Source organism: Snodgrassella sp. W8132, assembly GCF_016100865.1.
In the GTDB taxonomy this organism is placed as follows: domain Bacteria; phylum Pseudomonadota; class Gammaproteobacteria; order Burkholderiales; family Neisseriaceae; genus Snodgrassella; species Snodgrassella alvi.
Map to the genome: position 1 here is coordinate 386658 of NZ_JACFRQ010000001.1, position 25110 is coordinate 411767.

15 protein-coding genes are annotated in these 25110 nt (G+C 41.4%); 6 read left to right on the forward strand and 9 right to left on the reverse strand.

All coding sequences use genetic code 11. The features are described from left to right. Nucleotides 1-517: 517 nt before the first annotated feature. The 5 genes from H3U82_RS01780 to H3U82_RS01800 form a co-directional block, all read right to left on the reverse strand. On the reverse strand, nt 518-985 hold the full coding sequence (locus H3U82_RS01780; RefSeq protein WP_037394511.1) for a DUF3592 domain-containing protein: 468 nt from the start codon (nt 983-985) through the stop codon (nt 518-520). A gap of 150 nt (nt 986-1135) precedes the next feature. Then, nucleotides 1136-1333: a hypothetical protein gene (locus H3U82_RS01785; protein WP_037394507.1), complete on the reverse strand. Its 198-nt coding sequence runs from the start codon at nt 1331-1333 to the stop codon at nt 1136-1138. A gap of 154 nt (nt 1334-1487) precedes the next feature. Then, entirely contained in the window at nt 1488-1937 is a 450-nt protein-coding gene (locus H3U82_RS01790) for a DUF3592 domain-containing protein (RefSeq protein ID WP_198208917.1), read from the reverse strand. A 149-nt stretch (nt 1938-2086) separates the two neighbouring features. Further along, nucleotides 2087-5980: a translocation/assembly module TamB domain-containing protein gene (locus H3U82_RS01795; RefSeq protein WP_198208921.1), complete on the reverse strand. Its 3894-nt coding sequence runs from the start codon at nt 5978-5980 to the stop codon at nt 2087-2089. Next, a complete protein-coding gene (locus tag H3U82_RS01800) occupies nt 5980-7818 on the reverse strand; it encodes an autotransporter assembly complex family protein (RefSeq protein ID WP_198208923.1) in 1839 nt (612 codons plus the stop codon). Before H3U82_RS01800 ends, H3U82_RS01795 begins: the two co-directional genes overlap by 1 nt. Before the next feature lie 338 nt (nt 7819-8156). Between H3U82_RS01800 and kdsA the strand changes: the two genes are divergently transcribed. Next, nucleotides 8157-8996 carry a 3-deoxy-8-phosphooctulonate synthase gene (gene kdsA, locus H3U82_RS01805; protein ID WP_096765882.1) on the forward strand — a complete coding sequence of 280 codons (840 nt, stop codon included), beginning with the start codon at nt 8157-8159 and terminating at the stop codon, nt 8994-8996. 81 nt (nt 8997-9077) lie between these two features. On the opposite strand, the gene H3U82_RS01810 is transcribed toward kdsA, so the two are convergent. Continuing rightward, nucleotides 9078-9644, reverse strand: coding sequence for an adenine phosphoribosyltransferase (locus H3U82_RS01810; protein WP_025331077.1), 567 nt, complete (start codon nt 9642-9644; stop codon nt 9078-9080). Between the two features lie 195 nt (nt 9645-9839). Here H3U82_RS01810 and H3U82_RS01815 point away from each other — a divergent pair, with 195 nt between their 5' ends. Beyond that, nucleotides 9840-12050 carry a bifunctional (p)ppGpp synthetase/guanosine-3',5'-bis(diphosphate) 3'-pyrophosphohydrolase gene (locus H3U82_RS01815; protein WP_084586664.1) on the forward strand — a complete coding sequence of 737 codons (2211 nt, stop codon included), beginning with the start codon at nt 9840-9842 and terminating at the stop codon, nt 12048-12050. A 129-nt stretch (nt 12051-12179) separates the two neighbouring features. On the opposite strand, the gene H3U82_RS01820 is transcribed toward H3U82_RS01815, so the two are convergent. From H3U82_RS01820 to H3U82_RS01830, 3 genes are all read right to left on the reverse strand, one after another. Continuing rightward, the gene (locus H3U82_RS01820; protein WP_078474223.1) at nt 12180-12956 is read right to left on the reverse strand and encodes an N-acetylmuramoyl-L-alanine amidase; all 777 of its coding nucleotides are present in this window, start codon (nt 12954-12956) and stop codon (nt 12180-12182) included. 2454 nt (nt 12957-15410) lie between these two features. Then, nucleotides 15411-17273, reverse strand: a complete 1863-nt coding sequence (gene uvrC / locus H3U82_RS01825) for an excinuclease ABC subunit UvrC (RefSeq protein ID WP_084550848.1) — start codon at nt 17271-17273, stop codon at nt 15411-15413. A 104-nt stretch (nt 17274-17377) separates the two neighbouring features. Continuing rightward, nucleotides 17378-17824, reverse strand: coding sequence for a DUF4124 domain-containing protein (locus H3U82_RS01830; protein WP_078474736.1), 447 nt, complete (start codon nt 17822-17824; stop codon nt 17378-17380). Between the two features lie 182 nt (nt 17825-18006). On the opposite strand from H3U82_RS01830, the gene guaB reads away from it, so the two are divergent. The 4 genes from guaB (at nt 18007) to carB (ending at nt 24940) form a co-directional block, all read left to right on the forward strand. Further along, on the forward strand, nt 18007-19467 hold the full coding sequence (gene guaB / locus H3U82_RS01835) for an IMP dehydrogenase (protein WP_084550851.1): 1461 nt from the start codon (nt 18007-18009) through the stop codon (nt 19465-19467). A gap of 307 nt (nt 19468-19774) precedes the next feature. Next, on the forward strand, nt 19775-20908 hold the full coding sequence (gene carA / locus H3U82_RS01840; RefSeq protein WP_084586677.1) for a glutamine-hydrolyzing carbamoyl-phosphate synthase small subunit: 1134 nt from the start codon (nt 19775-19777) through the stop codon (nt 20906-20908). 57 nt (nt 20909-20965) lie between these two features. After that, nucleotides 20966-21646, forward strand: coding sequence for a leucine efflux protein LeuE (gene leuE / locus H3U82_RS01845; RefSeq protein WP_198208925.1), 681 nt, complete (start codon nt 20966-20968; stop codon nt 21644-21646). A 72-nt stretch (nt 21647-21718) separates the two neighbouring features. Further along, the gene (gene carB / locus H3U82_RS01850) at nt 21719-24940 is read left to right on the forward strand and encodes a carbamoyl-phosphate synthase large subunit (RefSeq protein ID WP_198208935.1); all 3222 of its coding nucleotides are present in this window, start codon (nt 21719-21721) and stop codon (nt 24938-24940) included. Nucleotides 24941-25110 lie beyond the last annotated feature (170 nt).

Consider the following 25110-nt stretch of genomic DNA (forward strand, 5'->3'; position numbering starts at 1 on the left):
TACAATTCAAGCAATATATAAAATGTTCAGAGTATTTCAAACCATGTGTCGGTTGTGTGCTCTGAACATCTTTATCAGTGATGACTTAATCAAAACGGCGGATATAACGAATTTCATTCCGGCTGATTCGGTACCTATGCGCACAATATTCTGATAATGGCGATTTTTATAACTGACGAGACTGGATCAATAGCATTTCGATAATTGGTGTTGCTGATATGCTGGAATGATTAGGAAGTTTTCTGTTGCTGACGGGTCTGTTTGTGAGGGCTGAGTGGTTTACTGTTGTTGGTCGTTTTAAGACAGAAAATAGGTTTAAATAATTGCAGATTGTTACTTAATTGGCATTTTCAGTAGACACAGGTGTCAGTAATAAGTTTATGTATCTGCTGAAATAATTATTATAAACCTGGAATTATGTCTGATAAAAGTTAAATTGGAATAGATTGGATTTTTTTCAAGAATATAAGCTAATATCTTTAGAAAAAAGATTATTTATTTTGTATTAAATTTTTACTTAAAGCTTATGCTTATATTTTCTTTTGGATCTCCAAAAATTTGGACTGGATTTGAATTCCTGATACCCTTGAATTGTAAGAATAATAAAAATAAAGCAAATATATAAATTTATATTAAATTTCTTTTTGCGCAAACTGTTGTCTTTGCGATCGGCAACTTGAGGAGAAAATTTATTATAAATAATTGTAATTTTATCGCCAGGCTTCAAGCTATTTTCGGTTTTGATAGTATTTGTAATATAAGTTTTATTATATTTATCAGTAAATTCGGCTGTTACTAAATAATATTCACGATTTCTATAGACATAGGATTCGCTAGTTACTATCGTAGCTAATGTTTCTTCCCCATGTCTGGCAAGTCCGAAAATAATTTTCGCATCGGAGAAAGTTACAGCCATATATAGTGCGGTAAGGACTATAAAGCTGATATAGCAGGATATTATTATTATTTTGTTTATTTTTTTCATAATAAGGAGCTAATAACAGATATTTATATATAAAATTCATTGTACTAATATAATTTATTTATTTTTACAATTCAAGTAGTATATAAAATGTTCAGAGTATTTTAAACCATGTGCCGGTTGTGAACTCTGAACATTTTTATCAGTGATGACTTAATCGAAACGGCGGGTATAGCGGATTTCACCTCCGGCCGATCCGGTACCTATGCACACAATGCTTTGCAGTGCACGGCTAATCTGATAGATGATGCTGATGATCTGGGTCGCACTTTCAATTCCATACAGATAACAGATATAAAGATTATTAGACAGATGTTTGTCGATTGTGATGACCTGTTCTGTAGGATTCATTAGTAAAGCTGCTCTGTCTCTACTAGGTAACCAAAAACCTACACATTTTGTAATGTGTTCATTCTGTTTCTTTAAAGGAAATAATTATTCAGTAAAAAAGATATTGTTTCTCGTTAGTAAATTCAATACACTATTTTTTTATCTAAAACTGATACTAATATCTTTTTTTAAATTTCCAATAATTTGGATTGAATTTAAATTCCTGATAATAATAAATTGCAGCAATGATAATCATAAAGGAGGCGAATAGTTCTGCAGAAAAATTATTTTTACGGTTATGGTTGCCTTTGATATCGGCTACCTGAGGAGAAAATTTATTATAAATAATTGTAATTTTATCGCCAGGATTTAAGTTTTTATAGGTTTTAATATCATTTTTGATATAGGTTTTATTATAGTTGTCGGTGTATTCTACTGTCAGTATATGGAGGACTATCCCACGTCCTTCGTCTTGGGATTTGGTATCTATTACCGTAGCTAATGTTTCTTTTCCGTGTTTGGCAAGCCCGAAAATAAATTTCGCATCGGATAGAGTTAAAACTATAATCGAAACGCTAAAAACTATGGCAGCCACTGACAAGAGTATTTTTTCTATTTTTTCCATAATAAAATTATTATAACAAATATTTACATATAAAATTAATTAAATAATATAATTTATTTATTTTTATAATTAAAGCAATATATAAAATGTTCAGAGTATTTTAAACCATGTGTCGGTTGTATACTCTGAACATTTTTATCAGTGATGATTTAATCAAAACGGTGGGTATAGCGGATTTCACCTCCGGCCGATCCGGTACCTACGCGCACAATGCTTTGCAGTGCACGGCTAATCTGATAGGTAATGCTGACAGTCTGGGTCGCACTTTCAATTCCATACAGATAGCTGATATAAAGATTGTTAGATAGATGTTTACCGATTGTGATGGCCTGTTCTGCAGGATTCATTTCGCCAGTCTGACTATTTCGGGTTTGCTGGCTGGTAAGGCCGATTTCGTCAAGTAAACCAAGCTTGTCATTCAGGCCTCCGGCAAGCCAGGCACTGGCCGCAGCTGCAATGGCGGCTTCGTCACCGGCGCTGCCGCTGCTGGGACGATTGAGTATCAGCCACGATAGTTTGTCTTTTTCACTCATGGCTTCATTGGCTATCAGATTAATACGCGGGCTATCCAGCCGTCCGAGTGCTTCAACACCCGCACCAACTTGTGAATAACGGCGTTTGGCACGTATTTTCAAATTGGGATTATCCATCGGACCTACGAAAGAAATGGTACTGCCATGCTGAATAACCAGATCCTGTCCGTAAGCTTTATATTGTCCGCGAACAACGTTTACTGTACCAACAATTTGAACTGTGCTGCCCGGATTGGCAGTAGCGGTAAGCTGACCGCCAAGCAGAACATCAATCCCTTCAGCACTGAAACGGAAAGCATCATTCATGTCTAAATCGAGATTGAGCCGGATCGGTGTAGGGCGTTGCTGTTCTGCTGTCTTTTCGCGACCCAGTACGACAACATCGTCATCTAACTGTGGCATTCCTGATTTTTGCATACCAAAGAGGCCTTTATCGACTTTTAGTTTGCCGTTCAGAACAATTCCGTGTGCAATAGTATACAGTAGCTGAGTATTTCCGCTTATGGTAAGGCGACGGTTTATCTGATCAAAAATGTTGTAATGGTCAAAGTGGGCAGTAACGTTAATATCTGGAGTGAGTTTGGTCATATCTACTACGCCACTGAGTTTAATAGTTCCATCACGGCGCGCAAAACTAAGATTGTCAATTAACCAGCGCCGCCCCTGAAAGTGGCTTTTAAGGTTGCCATTTTCAAGAATAGTACCGTTGGCCTGATCTCGGTAGTAAAGGTTATTACCGGTAAGCGTACCATTAAGCAGAGGTTCATTCAGATGTCCGCTGATACCGGCTTCGGCATGCATATTGCCCTTAAGCTGCATACCAATGGGAAGAAGATTGCGAATAGTGCTCAGATCCGGGCTATCAAGTTTTATACGCCCGCTGATGGGGGCAGTACTGACTTTGCCGTTATTGTCAGGAGTAATAACCAGTGTGGCATCTGTAGTTCCATAACGGGTAATACCACTCAGATGATTATTGATATGACCGTTCTGGAATTGTGCATCCAGACGTACATTTTGTAAGCCAAGTTTCTGCTGATGCTGTGGCAGGGTAATGTCACCGCCCTGCTGGTATAGTTTAAGATAGCCCTGCATGTGGCGACTGTAACTGAAGTTCCAGTCGCCACCAATGATCAGGTTTTGCTCTACGGGTAATTCTATGACGTTGTGTAATTCGTGCAAAGCCAGATTGCTGGCTGAACCACGGGTAATCAGACCTTTATCTTTATCCCAGTTCAGATTATTCAGAGTTAAGTTACCATTCAATGCAGCCCAGCGTGCATTTTGCATGCTGACATGCTCGGTTCCGGCCTCAAGCTGTATAGGATTGAGCAGTTTCAAATTAAGTGCGCCACTTATATCCAGAGCATTAACTCGCCCGCGCCACTGATAATGCTGGTCCAGACCACCATGCGCATTGAGATTAAAATGGTAAGCTTTGCCATCCAGAGTCAGATTACTGCTACCCTGAAGCTGATGCTGGCTGCCGCGGCCATTGATTTTGATGTCGGTACTGTTAATGATCGTGGGTTTTTCGCTGGTGCTGCCGGCGATGCTGATATGATCTGCATTCAGGTTAACCAGTAATGGCTGATTAATATCAGGTGAACCAACAAGTTTAAAATCCAGCTGATTAATGTTAAGTAGTTGAGCAATTTGCAGGTTGCGTGCCGCACCAGTAAGATTTGCTGTAATTTTTTTGGGTTCTCCGGCGATAAAGCCTTTGGTGCTGAGCAAACCTTTCATGCCTAATCCAAATAATCCCAGATTGGGTGCATTGATATCAAGATTGAGCTTGTCACCTTTTTTACCAAAACTGCCATTGGTAACTATCCGGTTCGGGCCGGCATTGAGGTTAATATTGGCCTGTTCCAGATGCTGATTGCGATAGCGGATGACAGCTTTGCCTGAAAGAGGTGCGCCGGAAAGAATGCTGTTATGCCAGAGCATGTCTGCCTGAATGGCAGGTTGTTGTCCCAATTGTCCGTTAACGTTGATATGTCCGTTGATACTGCCTGCCGGAAAATCTGAATTAACTTTGGCGGGATTAAAATTGTTGCTGTTGATGGCCAGCTGGATTGCTTTATTCTGATACAGTGCCAGACTGCCTTTGGCATTAAAGCTGCCGCCGCCATTGGGGGTGATGTTCAGTTTATCGAGTATCAGGGTTTGCTGATGTTTCTGTTCATCAGTAATAATCTGAATCGAACCTTCGCTGTTGCCTTTTTCACTGGACAGAAGCCATTGGGTAATCAGGCCGTTGAAACTACCGGATACACGAATATGACCATTAAGTGAACCGGGTAGTGGTGTAGCCAGAGCATCGCTGGCGTAAATACGTAATAATTGGCTGTTGATATCGAGTTGTCTGGATGCACTATCGATATTTCCGCGGGTGATGATTTGTCCCTGCTGAAGCAGACGTGTAGTTAATGCCGGTAAGATAAGTTTGCCGTTATTATCGATGTTAATGTCACCTTCAATACTGCGTACAGGTAAACCGCCATGTTTGGCATCGTTGTAGGCCAGTGGCTGTTCATTCCCAAGCTTAATATGTCCGGCAAGCTGACCTTTGCCGTTGTTTACGGGTGCCAGATCTAAATTGAGATTCAGATCGGCAAATGGTAAGTTTGCATTAAAAGCAGCCGGATTAATATGGCGGCTTTGAAGATTCAGGCTGATGATTTTATGATTGAGTTGCAGTGCATACGGTCTGATGATGGCATGGGTACGGAAATGAATATTTCCGCCGTCCAGGCGGGCAAATATATCTGGCTGTTGCAGACTGCCTTTGATGAGTGCAGCACTTTCAACCGCAGTTTTATCAAGAGTGCCGCTACCGTTCAGCTGTCCGCTCAGTATAAAGGGTGTCTGAGTAGTAATAGCTGCATTGCCGTGAATGTTCTGCCATGGTGTATTCAGCTCACTGAGAATAAGCTGATGTTTGTGATAGTCAAAAGTGTAGCTGGCCTGGCTGGCAAGTAAAACTGGCGTTTCTTTTTTACCCAGTGTGAATCCACCAAGCTGAATGTTATCAATAATAACTTGTAATGGCACGCTGATGCTGTTGGGTAGGGTAGGAACGGGCTTGGGTTTGGGTACACTATGGTCTGTATAATTAATTTTACCAACATCGAGCAGCCGTACGTGGAAGCGACGTCGCCATAATTCACGATTGTTCCAGTCAAGACGTACTTTATCTATGGATAAGTCAAAATCGCGATGGCTGACGTGAATATCTGTGCCGGAAAACCCGCGCCAGATACTACCAGTCAGATTTTTTGTCTGGATGTGCACACCAAACCATTTCGGGACAGTATGTACACCAAAACGCAGACCGGATTCTGTACCAATCAGCCAGCATAATAGTGCCACAATAATAATAAACAAAGCCAGAAGAGAATACAGACTGGTTTTCAGCCATGATTTCCAGCGTGGTTTACGCGGGGGTACGGAAGGCGGCGTGGCGGGAACTGGTGTTTCGCCTGAGTTGATAGTGGTTTCAGCCATTAGAATTTAGTTCCCAAACTGATAGACCAGCGCCATTTTTCATCATGATGGCCATAGGCTATATCAAAGGCAAACGGGGCAACCGGATTAAACCAGCGTACTCCGAATCCGCTGCCATGACGCCATTGCATGTCGCTGAAGTTTTTCGATACCGAACCGGCATCATGAAAAAGCGCCAGAGAAAAATCCTTATACACTGGAATCTGGTATTCAACACTGGCTACAGCCAGCGTACGGTTAGGTAACACTGAATTATGTGAGCTTTTAATACCGATACTGTCTATTTCATAACCACGTACGCTATTGGCGCCACCGGCACGGAACATCAGCACAGAAGGTACGTTTACTGCATCACCGGTATGTACATAGCCAATCTGGCTGCGTAAAAACCATGTTCCGTATTTTTTGTTTTCAGGGGTGAAATAGTAGCCGCCACTGGCTGTTATTCTTTGCATGGATGCCGATGATATCAGTTTGCCCAGAGTGGTGCCGACTTTGCCTTCCAGATAATAACCATTAGCCGGTCGCAGCTGGGTTTCTATGTTCTGACGTTTCCATGAAGCTGTCACCATGGTGGCATAGCTGTGTCCGAGATTAGGTCCGTTTTCAATTTTGCTGCTTTCAGTAACGTATTCAATCCCGATCCGCGAATCAATTCCGTCACGGTCTCGAACTTTCCACATCCCGCTGGATAGAGCGCGGCTTTCCAGATGCTGGACAGTAGAGTAGGTATAGTTAAGATTGCTGGTCCAGTAGTGACCGCGATTGTCACGCGGCTGGCTCAGACCTAAACCGAAAGTAGTTTCATAGCGGTCTGTATCCAGCAAGGTTGAACCGACAAAACCTTTATGAAAAACATTATAGTGGTCATACCCACCACGAAAACCCGGACCGTTTTTGGTGTCATAACGTAAACCAAAGGTCAGCTTCTGGCGGCGCATTTCACTGATTTTCACCAGAACCGGCACCTGATTATTTTCCATATGGTCGAAATCTGCACTGACTACGGCATTACCATAATGGCTGTCCTGTTCCAGTGCCTGCTGATAGTCCAGAAGTTTGTCCAGATCATAGGGAGAGCCAGAAGCAAAACCGGCCATACCGGTGACGATTGAAACAGGATATCGTTCATTTCCGCTAACGTGAATATCACCAAAGTATACAGGCTGCTTACTGTCAATTGTGAGAGACAGTTCAGCCTTATTTTTTTGCGGATCAATAGTTGCACGGCTGGCGCTAATGGTTGCCAGCGGATATTTTTTGCGCACAATAGCGCTGAGAACAGAAGATTTACTTGCTGACCAGTTACTCTGAGTAAACGGGTCACCTACAGGCAGCACCCAGTTATCAATAGCAGTTTTGTAATAGTTGGTCAAATTATCATCACTGGTTACGTCACCAATCAGAGAAACGTCGACATTTTCAATATGGGTCAGAGGACCGGGCTTTATATGGATAATGTAACTATTACTTTGTTTCTCCAGATTAACTTCAGCATTGAAGTATCCTTGAGTTTCCAGCATGGTTTGCGTTTGCTGCGGTGCTTCTTCTGCCAGAAAACTGAGCTGCTCATCATCCAGATCTTCAATCAATTGCTGAGTAATCAAAGGTAGATGATCATTAATCAGTTTTTTTAAGGATGAATTGTTAATATCTATGGTTACAGGAACTCGAGGGCTTTTTGGTGTCTGAGGCTGTTTTTTTTCCTCAGATTCCTGCCCGTGCAGTAATCTGTGCAGCAGGCCGGTTTTGGGTGGCGGAATATCATCATCAGTATCATCACTGTCTACTGGCAGGCTCACAGCCCACACCATGGAGGTAATGGACGACAGTAACATACTTAAAAACAGCCATTGCAAGCGCTTCTGCGTGAAATATACCAAAATCAGTCCTGTTTCAGAAAGTTAAAACATATGTCAGTTTTTGCAGTCTGTTTATGTCTGCTATTGTAGCGTGAAACTGAAATTTCATCCTATGCCTTGAATGACACAGATATTCTATATTAATGTACAAACAAATTTAAAGTCATGATAACAGGTTTAGTGAAATGTTAAATCATCAAAGCTGTTTACTGACTTGGACGAATGTCTGACATTTTTGTAGAATAAATAATTTAGGTTAATATGGATTGTGTTATCCATTCACCCGAATTTACTGAGGATTAATTGTGGCCGGAATTATTCGTGTAGGCAATATTGAAGTAGCCAACCATTTACCGTTTGTACTGTTTGGTGGTCTGAATGTACTGGAAAATCTGGATTTAACAATGCGCACATGTGCACATTATGCAGAGGTTACCCGTAAACTGGGCATTCCGCTGGTTTTTAAGGCCTCATTCGATAAAGCCAACCGCTCTTCCATTCATTCCTATCGCGGAGTAGGGCTGGAAGAGGGAATGAAAATTTTTGCTGCGGTTAAACAGGAATTCGGTGTGCCGGTGATTACCGATGTACATGAACCCTATCAGGCTGCGCCAGTAGCAGAGGTTGCTGATGTATTACAGTTGCCGGCGTTTTTAGCCCGTCAGACTGATTTAGTGGTGGCACTGGCACAAACCGGTAAAGTAATTAATATCAAAAAACCTCAGTTCCTAAGCCCGCACCAGATGAAGAATATTGTTGAAAAATTTTATGAAGCCGGCAATCAGCAGCTTATTCTGTGTGAGCGTGGCAGCAGCTTTGGTTATGATAATCTGGTAGTTGATATGCTGGGTTTTGGGGTGATGAAAAAAGTTTGTGCTGATTTACCGGTTATTTTTGATGTAACCCATGCATTGCAGCAACGTCAGGCTGATGCTGCCGCTTCAGGCGGTCGTCGCAGTCAGGTACTGGATCTGGCATTAGCCGGTATGGCTACCCGGCTGGCCGGTTTATTTCTTGAATCACATCCTGATCCGGATAAGGCACGTTGCGATGGTCCCAGCGCTTTACCTTTGGATTTGCTCGAACCATTTCTTGCTCAGGTTAAAGCTGTGGATGAGCTGGTAAAAACCATGCCGGTACTGGATATTAACTGAATAAATATATTTTTGTATAAAAAAGCAGAGCGTTTTGCTCTGCTTTTTTGTTGATCAGGTAAAAATTCAACCAGAAGGATTTTATTGCTCAACAGAACCGGAATTCTGGTACAGCGTAAATAATGGTACTCCTTCATCTCGAATTTTTTTGCCGCCGGGCAAATCAGTAAATTCGATAATTGCAGCTGCCTCTACTACTTCAGCACCCAGTTTACGAATCAGTTTTACACCGGCATTCATCGTACCTCCGGTGGCAACCAGATCATCTACCAGCAGCACACGAGTGCCCGGTTTTACTGCATCAGTGTGCATTTCGATGGTTGCATGTCCGTATTCCAGTTCGTAACTTTCCGCAATAGTAGTAAAAGGAAGCTTGCCTTTTTTACGGATGGGAACAAAACCGACATTCAGCTGATAGGCAAGAGCAGCACCGATAATAAAACCGCGTGCATCCAGACCGGCTACAACATCAATTTTCTGATCCATATACCGGTAAACCATTAAATCTACCAGCAGACGGAAGTACTGCGGGCTTTGTAATACCGGAGTAATGTCGTGAAATAAAATTCCTTCCTGCGGCCAGTTCGGAATTTTGCGAATTTTTTCGGCCAGCGCGTCAACACCTATGACTTCGGGATGAGTCTGCATTATAAATCCTTTAAAAATAAAGACTATATGCGAAAGCTATAAACGCAGGACGAGCGAAGTTATTTGCATATAGTGTATGCGAAAGTTGCGCATAATAGCACTATTCCTGTTTTTCTACAGCCTAATATGAAGCATAAAATGGTCTGTTTTGGTAAAATGGTCGCCATAATTTACACAAATCAACAGGTTGATAACATGGTTAGCACGCCTGATCAAGCTCTTGTCACCAATCCATGCTTACCGTGTGTCTGGTTAGATGATTATATTGCCACCTTACCAGCAGCGATGGGAGTAATGCTCCGGCATGCCCAGAGTTTGGTAAATAACAGCTATCCGAAAGACGCGGTAACCTTTGCCGGTGAAGATCTGTATATCAATTTAATGGCTGCTGCTAAATCGGTAGCAGATATGGATTTGATGGCCGATGCTGTTGCCGCCACAATGCTGAGCTGTCTGCCCAATTATGTCACTGACTGGAAAAATATTGTCAAAGAAGAATGTGGTGACAGTGTAATGCAGCTGGTTGCAGGTTTGTATCAGGTACAGAAGCTTACTTATTTTGTCAGCATCAGCCCTCTGGCTACACAGGAGGAACGGCAGCAGCAGGCTGAAGCAATGCGACAGATGTTACTGGCGATGGTATCGGATATCCGGGTCGTACTGATTAAACTGGCTATGCGCGCCCAGACCATGAGCTACCTGAGTAAAGTCACCGACGAAAAATTAAAAAAGGACGTAGCTAAAGAAACCATGACAGTTTTTGCCCCTCTGGCAAATCGTCTGGGTGTATGGCAGCTGAAATGGCAGCTTGAGGATTTAAGTTTTCGTTATCAGAATCCGGATGAATATAAGAAAATTGCCCGTCTGCTGGATGAAAAGCGTACTGAGCGTCTGGACTATATTGAACATTTTGTTGATACCCTCAGACAGCAACTGAGCCGCCTGAATATGCATTTTGAAGTGGCCGGACGACCAAAGCATATCTATTCCATTTACCGTAAAATGGTAAAAAAGAAACTGAGCTTTGATGGTTTGTATGATATACGGGCAGTACGCATTCTGGTGGATACAGTAGCAGACTGTTATGCCACTCTGGGGATCGTGCACAGCTTATGGCAGCCTATACCGGGTGAATTTGATGATTATATTGCTCATCCTAAACCCAATGATTATCAAAGTTTGCATACTGTTGTCGTTGGACCTGAAGACAAAGGCGTGGAAATCCAGATTCGAACTTTTGATATGCATCGTTATGCAGAGTTTGGGGTGGCCGCTCACTGGCGCTATAAAGAGGGTGGCAAGGGTAATGAAGCCTATGAACATAAAATAGCATGGTTACGTCAGTTGCTCGACTGGCGCGAAAATATCGCCGAAAACGATAGTAGCCGTGAAGATCTGTCACGTGCTTTTCAGACAGAACTTTTTAATGACACTATTTATGTTCTGTCTCCGCATGGCAAGGTATTCTCTTTACCGGCTGGTGCCACACCGATTGATTTTGCCTATGCATTACATACAGATATTGGCAACCGTTGTCGCGGTGCCAAAGTAGACGGACAGATTGTTCCGTTATCCACACCATTGGAGAATGGTCAGCGGGTTGAAATTATTACTGCACGCGAAGGTAAACCGTCAGTTAACTGGCTGCATGATGGCTGGGTGAAAAGTAATAAAGCCATTAGTAAGATTCGTGCGTTTATCCGGCAGCAGAACGGTGAATCCATACGGGAATCAGGACGTGCTGCGCTGGAAAAACAGTTAGTAAAAATGCAGGTACAGCCAAATATTCATAAGCTGGCTGAAGCTCTGGGATTTTCCAGTGCAGATGATTTTTATCTGTCTATGGGGCATGGTGAAGTTTCCGGCCGCATGATTCAGAAAGCAGTCGATACTTTACTGGAAAAACCGGAAGCACCGGTAACAGAAAACCATTTAGTCAAACGCAGTAAAATTAAGAAAAATTTTGGTGGTGTTCTCGTTGATGGTGAGGCTGGTTTATTTACGACACTGGCTAAATGCTGTAAACCGGCATTCGGAGACAAAATTATTGGTTTTGTAACACGGGAACGTGGTATCTCAATCCATCGCAGCAATTGTTCTTCGTTTCAATATCTGGCTCAGATTTCTCCGGATAAAGTGTTACCTGCATCCTGGGCAAGTGATTCAGCCGGACAGGTTTTTGCTATTGATATTGAAATTCGTGCCAGAGACCGCAGTGGATTATTGCGTGATATTTCTGAAACACTGGCACGCAACCGGCTTAATGTTACTGCGGTACAGACGTTATCACGTGATATGGAAGCTCAGTTGCGATTTACTGTTGAAGTACAACAGGTAAATGATTTACCCCGGGTACTTAGCCATTTGAGCGATGTTAAAGGTGTACTCTCAGTAACCCGTTTATAAGCAATTGCTATCCGCTGCGGATAAATTATCAGCTTATTTATCATTTATCTGAACAAGCCACGGACTTTGTACCTATGTTCGTGGCTTGTTCAAACTGCTTAATATCTATTTCTTTTAAGTAAGAGAGTTTTATGCCTCCGGAAAATATTTTTCAATTAAAGCGTATAAGATAGCAACCGTTTCGCAATCCACTCTTCCGCTATAGTCTGTCGGACGGAAATGCAGTTGAAAAGCACGTATCAGTTTGTTGAATTGTTCAGCATCAGCGTCAGCACCGGTGATATCGTAACCATAACGATTTAATTGTTTTAAAATGGTTGCATTATCAGGTATCCCTTGCTTTGTGAATTGGATTAGATAATTTAATTTGGTTTTTGTATCAAACCAGGCGCCAATTCCAGCTTTGTACAGTTCTTTCCATGGAAAGGCCGCACCCGGATCACTTTTGCGTTGTGGTGCGATATCTGAATGGCCGATAACATGAGTTGGCGTAATGTCCGGATAACGCTGGAGAATATTCAGAGCTAGTTGTTTGAGCGCTTTAATCTGATTTACTCCATAGGATGGAAAAGTAAATATACCGTTATTATCGGTAGCCAGATTAACAACTTCTATACCTATGGAAGTATCATTCAGATTACTACGACCTTGCCAGCTACTGACACCTGCATGCCAAGCCCGGTCTGTTTCTGCCACCAGATTAAAAATACGCAGCTCTTTAAAGCCGGCTGCCTGATAGCTTGCTTCTGCTTCATCTGGAATCAGATAATGAATACTCGTATTTGGACCGGTGAGTGATTTGATCGAATCAGCAAAATTTTCAGCAGTATAATGCAATATTAAAAAACGTACGCGCTGATTAAAACCGTTTATAGAGCGATAGCTATTGTAGTCAATATTATACATATTATTTTCTCCTTTTATATGCTTTTAAGATTTTTTATAATTTAAATTAATAACCTAAGCTAAAGAAGTTAGGTAAATAAATTATATAGTTTATTTTTTATTAAGCAATACTTTATTCATGAAAATAATAGTTTAATTATAATATTTTAAATGAAAATTTTTAATTATTATAAAGATATAAATATTTTGTTATTTATTCTGTATTAATTTATTTAAAATCTCTTATCCCGGTTAAGAAAGAGAAAGATAATTGAATTATTTTAGCGAGAAGTAAAATAAAAAAACGAATAAAGATACACAAGCAGAAAATTTCACCTGAAATGAAAACAAGTTGTATAAGTTGTGAAGATTCTATAAAAAATAATATACCGTTAATAAAAAACAAAAAGAGGCAGTTTATCAGAGATAATCCGGAGCTGCTAAGTAAAGAAATAAATGAAAAGGATTCACTATTTTCAATATTAAAAAAAATATATTTTACAGGTTTAATAGTAGAAACAGATATAATCAATATAAAAGTTAAAAAATTAATTCCGAGCAGAATTAAGTTTAATTTTCCGATTCCAAGCAAAAGCTTGAATTGGTAAGTATAATCACCAATAGAATAGTAAAATCCAATCATGCAGATTATAACTAATGAGTAACTAGTTAAAAACATAAATAAATCTTCGGATACAAGTCTATAAGAAGAAATCTGAACATTTTTTTCTGCCCGTAAAAAATATTTTATGATTTTTATATTTATTAGTATAAAAAAACTGACTGCCCAGCAATATAAAATGAAATATATCATTAAACCATAAATAGTGTACGCTAAATCTCTGTCGATACCTAATAAATAAACAACAAAGTGAAATAGCAAAATTAAACCAATGTTAAGTGCTAATTTAAAAAATAAAGATTTAAAAGAAGATGATTGATTTTTGCTGTTGCGAATGAAAATAGTTTTAGTCGTTTTGAACAAAAAAAAGAAGTATAAAAAGAGAATGAAAGTTATTTCCATCAGACCCAAAACTGACTCTCGTGTAAAAAATTCATTAATATCTCTAAAACCGCTAGGGAGTTCGAGTATAATGAAAAAAACTATTGTAAATATTAAATAGTTAATTAAAAATCTGATCAATTTTCTGCGATTTAAGTAATGCTGAATCATATTTAAATTTTATTGTCAATAAAAATTATTTTATTATATATAAATTTTTTAAATTAAATATATTTAAATGTTGTGGTTTGATTTAAATCATATATACAATTGATCATTATATTGATGAGTCAGTTATCATAATTGCCTTAAATTACAGCAACTGGAAAATAATATTATCTGCTGCTGAACTCATTAAAATATTCAGATTTATCACTAGCTGTTTGTATATTATGAATGACTGTTTAAAAATTAATTCTGGCTCGGGCTATTACATTTCTGATTAAAATGCTGCATTTGGTGCTGATGTTATAAATAATTGAACACGGAATAAGTATATTGATTCTTAATTAAATATATAACGATACAAGTCATCATATTTATTTTGCAGTAAGTATTGAGTGAAGTTCATCTGCTTTTTTCCGGAATTAATTAGTTAAAATTTTTATCATTAAGCTGAACGTAAGAAAAGCCATTTGATTATTTTGGCGAAAAATAAAATTAAAAAACAGATAAAGATACAAAAAGAACAGCAGAGAATATTAATTAAAACAATATCTGTTTGATTATAATAGATACTTAATAATCTATAACCCAAAATACTGATAAAAAAGGTAATAAGAAATAGTGTAAAATTGATTAGTAAAAAGTTAAATGAAAGTGATTGTTTATTTTCAGTCCGGGAAAAAATTGCCTTTAAAGCTTTAATAACTATAGAAAATAAAAAAACCAAAAAATTAATCAGTGCTATTAAACCTAAAAAGAAACATGCACCTGATCGTTCACATTCATCATAAAAATAAAATAAGAGTGCTCCAACTGAACACAGTATAAATATGAAATAACTGACAAATAATATTAAAAAATTTCTAGATAATTTTTTATGTAAAGAAATTTGAACTATTTCTGTCATTTTATTATTCCATTTAACAAATTCAGAGATAATTATATTTATGTATTCTTTTTAATGTAAAGAAAAACAAATATTTAAGCTGGATTCTGATTAAAATTTTCTGCCTTCTGTACGCTGTCTGTAAGCTGGTAGCACTGGTAACATTACTGGAAATTATTAATAATATCCGGTATCTCTGGTTTCCGGTCATCAGCATGTAGTCTGATGAAGAGATAAATATTGTTTTGACACATTTCTGAAAATACCCAGTATTATCTAAAAAAGATATTTACCCAGGCAGCAATGTTTCAGGCATTCCATAATTGTATATTCAGTATTGTAAATAAAATTTCTGAATATTCCGGTATTGTTTATTGGTAATATTGATATAACTGATAGTAATCAGATTAATTTATTAGTATTAATGTAAAGCATCATATATCTTTTCGGCCAGAGCAAGGCTAATACCTTCCGTCTGACTTAAATCATGCACACTGGCGGCAACCACGCCGCGTAACCCCCCAAAACGGGTTAATAGTGCCTGACGCCTCTTGCTGCCAATACCCGGTATGTCGTTGAGTGAAGAAGTGACTCTTGCTTTGGCACGTTTCTGCCGATGGCCGGTAATGGCAAAGCGGTGGGATTCATCCCGGACAGTTTGTAACAAATGCAGGGCAGGATTGTGCGGTTCTATCCGGATATTGCGCTGCTGATGCGGAATAATCAGTTCTTCCAGACCGGCTTTTCGTTCCGGACCTTTGGCAATACCGACTATCGGAATATGAATACCCAGCTCCTGCCATACATCCAGAGCCATATGCACCTGACCTTTACCTCCGTCTATGAGCACCAGATCCGGCCACGCACCGATACTGTCATCATTATCTGCCAGTCGTCCGTAGCGACGGGTTAATACTTCGCGCATGGCGGCATAATCATCACCGGCCTTTGCGGTTGTAATATTATAGCGACGATATTTAGCAGGCTGCATGGCTTCATCTTCATATACGACACATGAAGCAATAGTAGCCTCGCCCTGAGTATGGCTGATATCAAAACATTCTATCCGGTTGAGATTTTCTGCATCCATATCAAGCAGTTGAGCCAGTGCTTCAATCCTGTGTTGCTGGCTATGCTGCTGTAAACGATGCTGTTCAATCGCCATATGTGCATTGCGTTCCGCCATATTCAGCCATACGCGCCGTTCACCTACAGTTTTATGAATAAACTGAATCTGTTTACCGTTTTCGTTATTCAGTGCTTCACACAGACTTTTGGGCAGTTGAAAATTACTGATGATTATATCCGGCTTATTTTTACCCAGATAGTGTTGTGCAACAAATGCCTCTCCATAGTGATTGAGTTTTTCAGTAACACGGTAGCGGGTATCTGGAAAAAAGTTTTTATCCCCGACATGCCGGCCGCCGCGAATGCTAACCCAGTGAATACATACAATATCATTTTCTTCAGCCAACGCAAGGATATCAATGTCATTGTGACGAGCCTGTTTGCTGTCTATAAATTGCTGAGACTGCATTAGTCCCAGTGCCTGAATTTGATCTCGCACCTGTGCTGCCGTTTCAAAATCCAGCTGTTCAGCAGCATGTTGCATTTTGGTATGCAAAGAAGCAGTCAGTTCACTGGTTTTTCCGTCCAGAAAGCTGATCGCAGCTTTAACACTGCTCTGATAATCTTCAACTGTGATATGCCCTGTACATGGCCCAGAACAACGCTTAATCTGGTAAAGCAGGCAGGCACGGTCGCGATGTTCAAATACACTATCTTCACAAGTACGCAGTCTGAATACTTTCTGTAATGTCTGGATGCTATTACGTACCGCATAGCCATTAGGATAAGGACCGAAATACTGGTTATTTTTTTTCAGATTGCCACGGTAATACGCCATTTGCGGGAACTGATGCCCACTCAGCATCAGATAAGGATAGCTTTTATCATCCCGGAACAGAATATTGTATTTCGGCGATAATGCCTTGATAAAGTTATTTTCCAGAATCAATGCTTCTGTTTCTGAATGAGTGGCTGTAATTTCAATTCGCGCCACTTGTTTCACCATAAGCTGAATCCGGGGCGATAAATTGGTTTTCTGAAAGTAGCTGCTGACACGACGTTTCAGATTCACTGCTTTGCCCACATATAATACTTTATCATTTGCATCGAGCATTCGGTATACCCCCGGCACTAAAGGCAGGTTTTTAAGAAACAGGGCTATATCAAATTTATTACTGTCAGCATTGCTGGATGATGTGGCTGTGGTATTGGTCATAGTAATGGTATATCTGGTTAACAACTATGTATGCAGCCATAAAAAAGTCCATAAGCTGCGTAAACAACTTATGGATAAGGAGTAAAATAGTCAAGAGTAAAAGTTTATTTACAATTCAGTTGTACGTCTTCATCATAACGTTTAATCAGCGCATCGCGATTATTGGTGCGCAGACTGTCAGCCATTTGGCGGTTCATCTTCGAAGTTTTGCAGGCGGCTTCACGGTTTTTCTTGTTTTGTTCTTCAATTTTTTTGTTCCGCTCATCTGTCAGCTTGTTATGTTCTTCAATTTTACGGTTAAGTTTTGCCTGCTGTTCTGTTATTGAATCAGAACTGGCTTCAGCATTAGGCTGAGGTGCTGCCACAGGCGTGGCAACCTGTGTGCGCACATTAAAACGCTGAGTTTTAGCAGGTGAAAGATTTACTGGGGTGTCTGAGTATTCATTTACGCCTTTGTTATCACGCCATGTATATACCTCCACAGCACCTGCTATTAATGTGCTGCCCATCAGTACCATTGCCAGTGACATTTTCAGTATTTTGTGACGCATGTTTACTTTTCCTTGGGTTTGAAAATATATGTTTTGACTATTATACGATAAAAAAAACCAATGTTTGCCAATTGACCGGTTTATGTAAAAGTATATTTTGCGAGTGTGTCGTATATTTGTTAAAATTACCCGCCAATTCCCTTATCTAAATTTCTTCTCATCCTCTAAAAAGAAGCCCTAAAATGCGTATAGTCGAAAAAGCTTACACTTTTGACGACGTGCTGCTCGTACCTGCTCATTCTGAAGTACTACCGCGCGACGTTATTCTGAAAACTCCGCTTACCCGCCGGATTAATCTGAATTTACCCCTGGTTTCAGCGGCGATGGATACGGTTACTGAGGCTAAGCTGGCTATTTCCATGGCTCAGGAAGGCGGTATTGGCATTATTCACAAAAACATGAGTGTTGAACGGCAGGCACGGGCCGTAGCCAATGTTAAACGATATGAAAGTGGTGTGGTCAAGGATCCGGTAACCATTACGCCTGATACGCTGATTAGCGATTTAATTGGTCCCGGGCGTAAATACAAAGCTTCCAGCTTACCGGTGCTGGAAAATGGTAAAGTTGTTGGTCTGGTCACTAACCGGGATTTACGTTTTGAACGTAATCTGCAGCAAAAAGTATCCAGCATTATGACCCCGCGTGAGCGTCTGGTTACTGTAAGTGAAACTACCAGTATTGATGATGCGCGTGAATTAATGCATACACATAAAATTGAGCGTGTGCTGGTAGTGAATGAAGACTGGGCGCTGAAAGGTCTGATTACGGTAAAAGACATATTAAAAAACACAGCTTTTCCTAATGCCAATAAAGACAGTGAAGGGCGGCTGAGAGTAGGCGCAGCAGTAGGAGTCGGAAAAGACACAGACGAGCGGGTAGCTGCACTGGTACAGGCCGGAGTAGATGTGCTGGTGGTGGATACAGCACATGGACACAGTCAGGGTGTAATAGAACGTGTACGCTGGGTAAAACAGCATTATCCGGATGTAGATGTCATTGGCGGTAATATAGCAACAGCCGCTGCTGCGCGTGATCTGGTTGCAGCCGGAGCGGATGCAGTTAAAGTCGGCATCGGGCCGGGTTCTATCTGTACAACCCGTATAGTAGCCGGTGTAGGTGTGCCGCAGTTAACCGCTATTCATAATGTGGCTGCAGAACTTGCCGGTACCGGCGTGCCGCTGATTGCTGACGGTGGTATACGCTTTTCAGGTGATCTGGCTAAAGCGCTGGCAGCCGGCGCCTCTGCAGTAATGCTGGGCGGTATGTTTGCCGGTACTGAAGAAGCACCGGGCGAAATCGAGCTTTATCAGGGACGCTCTTATAAATCCTATCGCGGTATGGGTTCAATGGGAGCCATGAGCCAGGGCTCATCTGACCGCTATTTTCAAGATAATGTCTCCAGTGCTGATAAATATGTGCCGGAGGGCATTGAGGGACGGGTACCTTATAAAGGACCAATCAGCCAGATTATCCATCAGCTTGTAGGCGGATTACGCTCCAGTATGGGCTATCTGGGCTGTAAAACCATTCATGAGATGCATGATAAGGCAGAATTTGTTGAAATTACCGCAGCGGGTATGAGTGAGTCGCATGTACACGATGTGCAAATCACCAAAGAAGCGCCGAATTATCATGTACGCTAAAATAGTGTTGTAAAATTTGCAGTCAGTCTAATGGGCAGCCGGCGGGCTGCCCAGTAAATTAATAAAAATTTTCTTTTTTATTTAGTAATATCTGCATTGCCAAAGCAGAGAAGATTAGCTAAAATGCATTGCTTTCATGGCAGTGTCAGATTTTATGTCTCTGCCATAATCAAGCACGTAGCTCACGCTTTTTGCGTGAAGTGGCGTGTTTTTTTTTGCCTGCAACTGGTAACTGGAAGCACGATTATTAATCCATAAAAAACAGATTGTCGTTATTGACGGTCTATTAAATACACAGGACTCATCCATGACTACAAGTGCAATTCTGGTGTTGGCTGACGGTTCCGTATTTCATGGTGTCAGCATTGGTGCAGCCGGGCAGGCAGTTGGTGAAGTAGTCTTCAATACCAGCATGACTGGCTATCAGGAAATCCTCACTGATCCGTCTTATACTCAGCAGATGGTGACTCTTACTTATCCGCATATCGGCAATACCGGTATCAACAGTGAAGACATTGAGAGTAAACAAATTTATGCTTCCGGGTTAATTATTCGCGACTTACCTTTATTGCACAGTAATTTTCGTGCGCAAGAAAGCCTGTCCGATTATCTGAAACGTCAGCATACTGTGGCAATCGCAGATATTGATACCCGACGCCTTACCCGTTTGCTGCGTGATAAAGGTTCACAGGCCGGCTGTATTCTGACTGGCGCCGATGCAAATAAAGAACAGGCTCTGGAAATGGCACGTGCTTTTGGCAGCATGGCCGGAAAAGATTTGGCACGGGAAGTAAGCTGTTCTGCAAAATATGAATTTACTCAGGGTGAATGGCAGCTGGGGCAGGGTTATGTTCAACCGCAACAAGCCAGATATCATGTGGTTGCCTACGATTTCGGGGTAAAAACCAATATTTTGCGTATGCTGAGTGAACGGGGCTGCCGTCTGACTGTGGTTCCTGCTACTACACCGGCAGCTGAAGTACTGGCATTGAATCCTGACGGCGTATTTTTGTCTAACGGACCGGGTGATCCGGAACCCTGTGATTATGCCATTAAAGCTGTACAGGAAATTCTGGCACATAAACTGCCACTATTCGGTATTTGTCTGGGACATCAGCTGCTTGGTCTGGCTTTAGGGGCGAAAACCCGCAAAATGCCTTTTGGTCATCACGGAGCCAATCATCCGGTACAGGATATGGATACCGGCCGGGTTGTGATTACCAGTCAGAATCATGGTTTTGAAGTAGATGCAGATACTTTACCGGAAAATGTTCGTATTACTCATAAATCGCTGTTTGACGGTTCACTTCAAGGTATTTGCATGACCAGTCAGCCGGCTTTTTCATTTCAGGGACATCCGGAAGCCAGTCCGGGCCCGCATGATGTTGCCTACCTTTTTGACCGCTTTATCGAACATATGCAGGCGGCAAATAAAAATTAATTGCGTGATATTACGAACTAAATTTATTGAGAATAGTAAAAAAGTACAGGAATCCCCATGTTTGGTATTACTGATCTGGGAACGTATATTGTCGGTGCCATAGCAATTGTTCTTCTGCCGGGACCAAATTCAATGTATTGTCTGGCCATGGCCGGAAAATATGGAGCACGGGCTGCTTATTGTGCGGTTGCCGGAATATTTCTGGGTGACAGTATTTTGATGTTGCTTTCAGCCTCAGGTGCAACATCAATTATCAAAACCATACCTGCATTGTTTTTAATACTGAAACTGGTCGGTGGTTTGTATTTGTTTTATCTGGGCTGGCAGTTGCTGCGTTCAGCTCTTAAGCAATGGAACAGACGTCAGAATGCTGCTGCAGATGTTTTCAGACAATCATTGTGTGAGCCGGCAGCAGCCAGTAAACCGCTTCCGGCACGTCATTTCTTTCAGCATGCTTTGCTGCTCAGTTTGTTAAACCCGAAAGCAATTTTGTTTTTTCTGGCTTTTTTTGTTCAGTTTGTTGATCCGCATTACTCACACCCGGCATATAGTTTTCTACTGCTGGCTATTATTTTGCAAATTTTCAGCCTGACTTATCTAAGCGTACTGATATTCAGTGGTTTATCGCTGGTCAAGTGGTTTCGTCACTATCAGCGTCTGGCTGCCGGGGCAGTAGCCACAATCGGGCTGATGTTTATTGCGTTTGCACTGAAATTATGGACGGCAAGTATCAAATGACCGATTGACTGTCAGAAAATCAATCTTGCCGTACCGCTAAATTAACAGATAATTTTTGATAAAGGTATCAGTATGCCTAAGCGCACAGACTTAAAATCTATCCTAATTATTGGTGCCGGTCCTATTGTAATTGGTCAGGCATGTGAGTTTGACTACTCCGGAGCTCAGGCATGCAAGGCATTGCGTGAAGAGGGCTATAAAGTCATTCTGGTTAATTCCAATCCGGCTACGATTATGACAGATCCGGATATGGCTGATGTTACTTACATTGAGCCGATTATGTGGCAGACAGTGGCAAAAATTATTGAAAAAGAACGTCCCGATGCCATTTTACCAACGATGGGCGGACAAACGGCACTGAACTGTGCTCTTGATCTGGCGCATAACGGTATTCTGAAAAAATATCAGGTAGAGCTGATTGGTGCATCCGAAGATGCAATTGATAAAGCAGAAGACCGCGGCCGTTTTAAAGAAGCAATGAATAAAATTGGTCTGCATACCCCGAAATCCTTTATTTGCCATAGCATGGAGCAGGCACTGGAGGCACAGGCGCAGGTTGGATTTCCTGCATTAATTCGCCCGTCTTTCACCATGGGCGGTAGTGGCGGCGGTATTGCCTACAATAAAGATGAATTTATTACTATTTGTGAACGTGGTTTCGATGCTTCACCTACTCATGAATTACTGGTCGAACAGTCTGTACTGGGTTGGAAAGAATATGAAATGGAAGTGGTGCGTGACCGTGCCGACAATTGCATTATTATCTGTTCAATAGAAAATTTTGATCCGTGCGGCGTACATACCGGTGATTCGATTACAGTAGCTCCGGCACAAACACTGACGGATAAAGAATATCAGCTGATGCGTGATGCTTCTCTGGCAGTGCTGCGTGAAATCGGTGTGGATACCGGTGGCTCTAATGTACAGTTTGCCGTTAATCCGCAAAACGGCGAAATGATTGTGATTGAAATGAATCCGCGTGTCAGCCGTTCTTCTGCTCTGGCTTCTAAAGCTACCGGTTTCCCGATTGCCAAAATCGCAGCTAAGCTGGCAATAGGCTATACACTGAATGAATTGCAAAATGATATAACCGGCGGACGCACACCAGCTTCCTTTGAGCCTTCCATTGATTATGTGGTAACTAAAGTTCCCCGTTTTGCCTTTGAAAAATTTCCGTCCGCAGATGATCGCCTGACGACACAGATGAAATCAGTCGGGGAAGTAATGGCTATCGGCCGTACATTTCAGGAGTCTGTCCATAAAGCTCTGCGCGGTCTGGAGGTTGGTCTGAGCGGCTTTGATTGCCGCAGCAGTGACCGTGCAGCCATTCAGCGTGAACTGGCTAATCCCGGTCCTGAACGGATACTGTATGTCGCCGATGCATTTCGTGCTGGCTTTTCATTAGAGGAAATCTATACAATTTGTGCTATTGATCCGTGGTTCCTGGCACAGATTGCTGATCTGGTTAGCGAAGAACAGAAACTAACAGCGATCAGACTGGAAGATATCGATTACAGTTATTTGCGTAAACTTAAACGCAAAGGTTTTGCTGATAAACGGCTGGCACAATTGCTTAATCAGGATGAAGCCAGTGTAAGGCAGCATCGTTATGCCATGAATCTGCATCCGGTTTTTAAACGCGTAGATACCTGTGCAGCGGAATTTGCTACCGATACTGCCTATCTGTACTCAACTTATGAAGAAGAATGCGAAGCGGAACCGACACAGCGTAAAAAAATTATGATTCTTGGTGGCGGACCAAATCGTATCGGTCAGGGTATTGAGTTTGATTATTGCTGTGTACATGCTGCATTAGCATTGCGCGAATCCTGTTTTGAAACCATTATGGTGAACTGTAATCCTGAAACCGTTTCGACAGATTATGATACTTCTGACAGATTATATTTCGAGCCGCTTACCCTCGAAGACGTACTGGAAATCTGTCATACAGAACAACCTGATGGTCTCATTGTGCATTATGGCGGTCAGACGCCTTTAAAACTGGCTAATGAACTGGTAGCTAATGGTGTCAATATTATCGGTACCTCAGCCGATGCTATTGATGCAGCAGAAGACCGTGAGCGTTTTCAGCAGATTCTGCATAAACTGGGATTGCGTCAGCCGGAAAACCGTACAGCACGTACTGAAGCAGAGGCACTGCAACTGGCTGAAGAAGTTGGTTATCCGCTGGTAGTACGTCCATCTTATGTACTTGGCGGACGAGCTATGCAGGTAGTGCATTCAGCCAATGAATTACAAACCTATATGCGCGAAGCTGTACAAGTATCGAATGATAGCCCGGTATTGCTTGATTATTTTCTCAGCCACGCTATTGAAGTAGATGTAGATTGTGTATGTGATGGCAAACAGGTGGTTATCGGCGGCATCATGCAGCATGTGGAACAGGCAGGTGTCCATAGTGGCGATTCAGCATGTTCCATTCCGCCTTATTCGCTAAGTGAAGATATTCAGAATGAAATTCGTCGTCAGACAGCAGCCATGGCAATGGTTTTAGATGTAATTGGTCTGATGAATGTGCAGTTTGCGGTACAGGATGATATCGTTTACGTACTTGAAGTCAATCCGCGTGCTTCACGTACTGTTCCATTTGTATCTAAAGCCACAAGTGTGTCTCTTGCTAAAATCGGAGCAAGGGTTATGGCCGGTATCTCATTGGCCGAACAGGGCTACACACAAGAAGTTATTCCTGAATTTTTTGCAGTTAAGGAAGCCGTATTTCCTTTCATTAAATTTCCCGGCGTAGATACCATTCTCGGGCCGGAAATGCGTTCTACCGGTGAAGTAATGGGTGTTGGTGAAACATTTGCCGAAGCATATTTGAAAGCCCAGCTTGGAGCGGGTGAGCATATGCCGACTATTGGCAAAGTGTTTCTGGCTGTACGTAATGAAGACAAACCTGCTGTTGTTCAGGTGGCAACCAATTTTCAGTCGCTCGGTTACGGACTATGTGCCACCCGCGGGACAGCAGCTTTTCTGGCTGAGCACGGAATCAATGTGCAAGTGGTGAATAAGGTAACTGAAGGGCGCCCGCATATTGTTGATGTCATTAAAAACGGTGAGATTGCTCTGGTCGTTAATACTGTTAGCAGTGATGTACAGTCTATTAAAGACAGCCATTCAATCCGCCGTAGTGCACTGAATATGCGTATTCCTTTATATACCACCATTGCAGGTGCTTTAGCGATGAGTGAAGGTGTAAGCCGTTTATCCCGTACTGATGTTTACAGTATTCAGAATTTACATCAGCGCATAAAGACAGCTCTGCAAAACTAATTATTTCAAGATAAAAAGCTGCCGGTTGCATAATTAGCAACCAGCAGCTTTTTTATTAATAAAAAAAAACAAAAATTTACTTTGAAATCATTAGAAAGTAATAGCTTTAGTCTTTTACTAAATTCAAGTATGAACAAAGCCTGAAATCAAATTGCAGGCTTTGTTTTAAA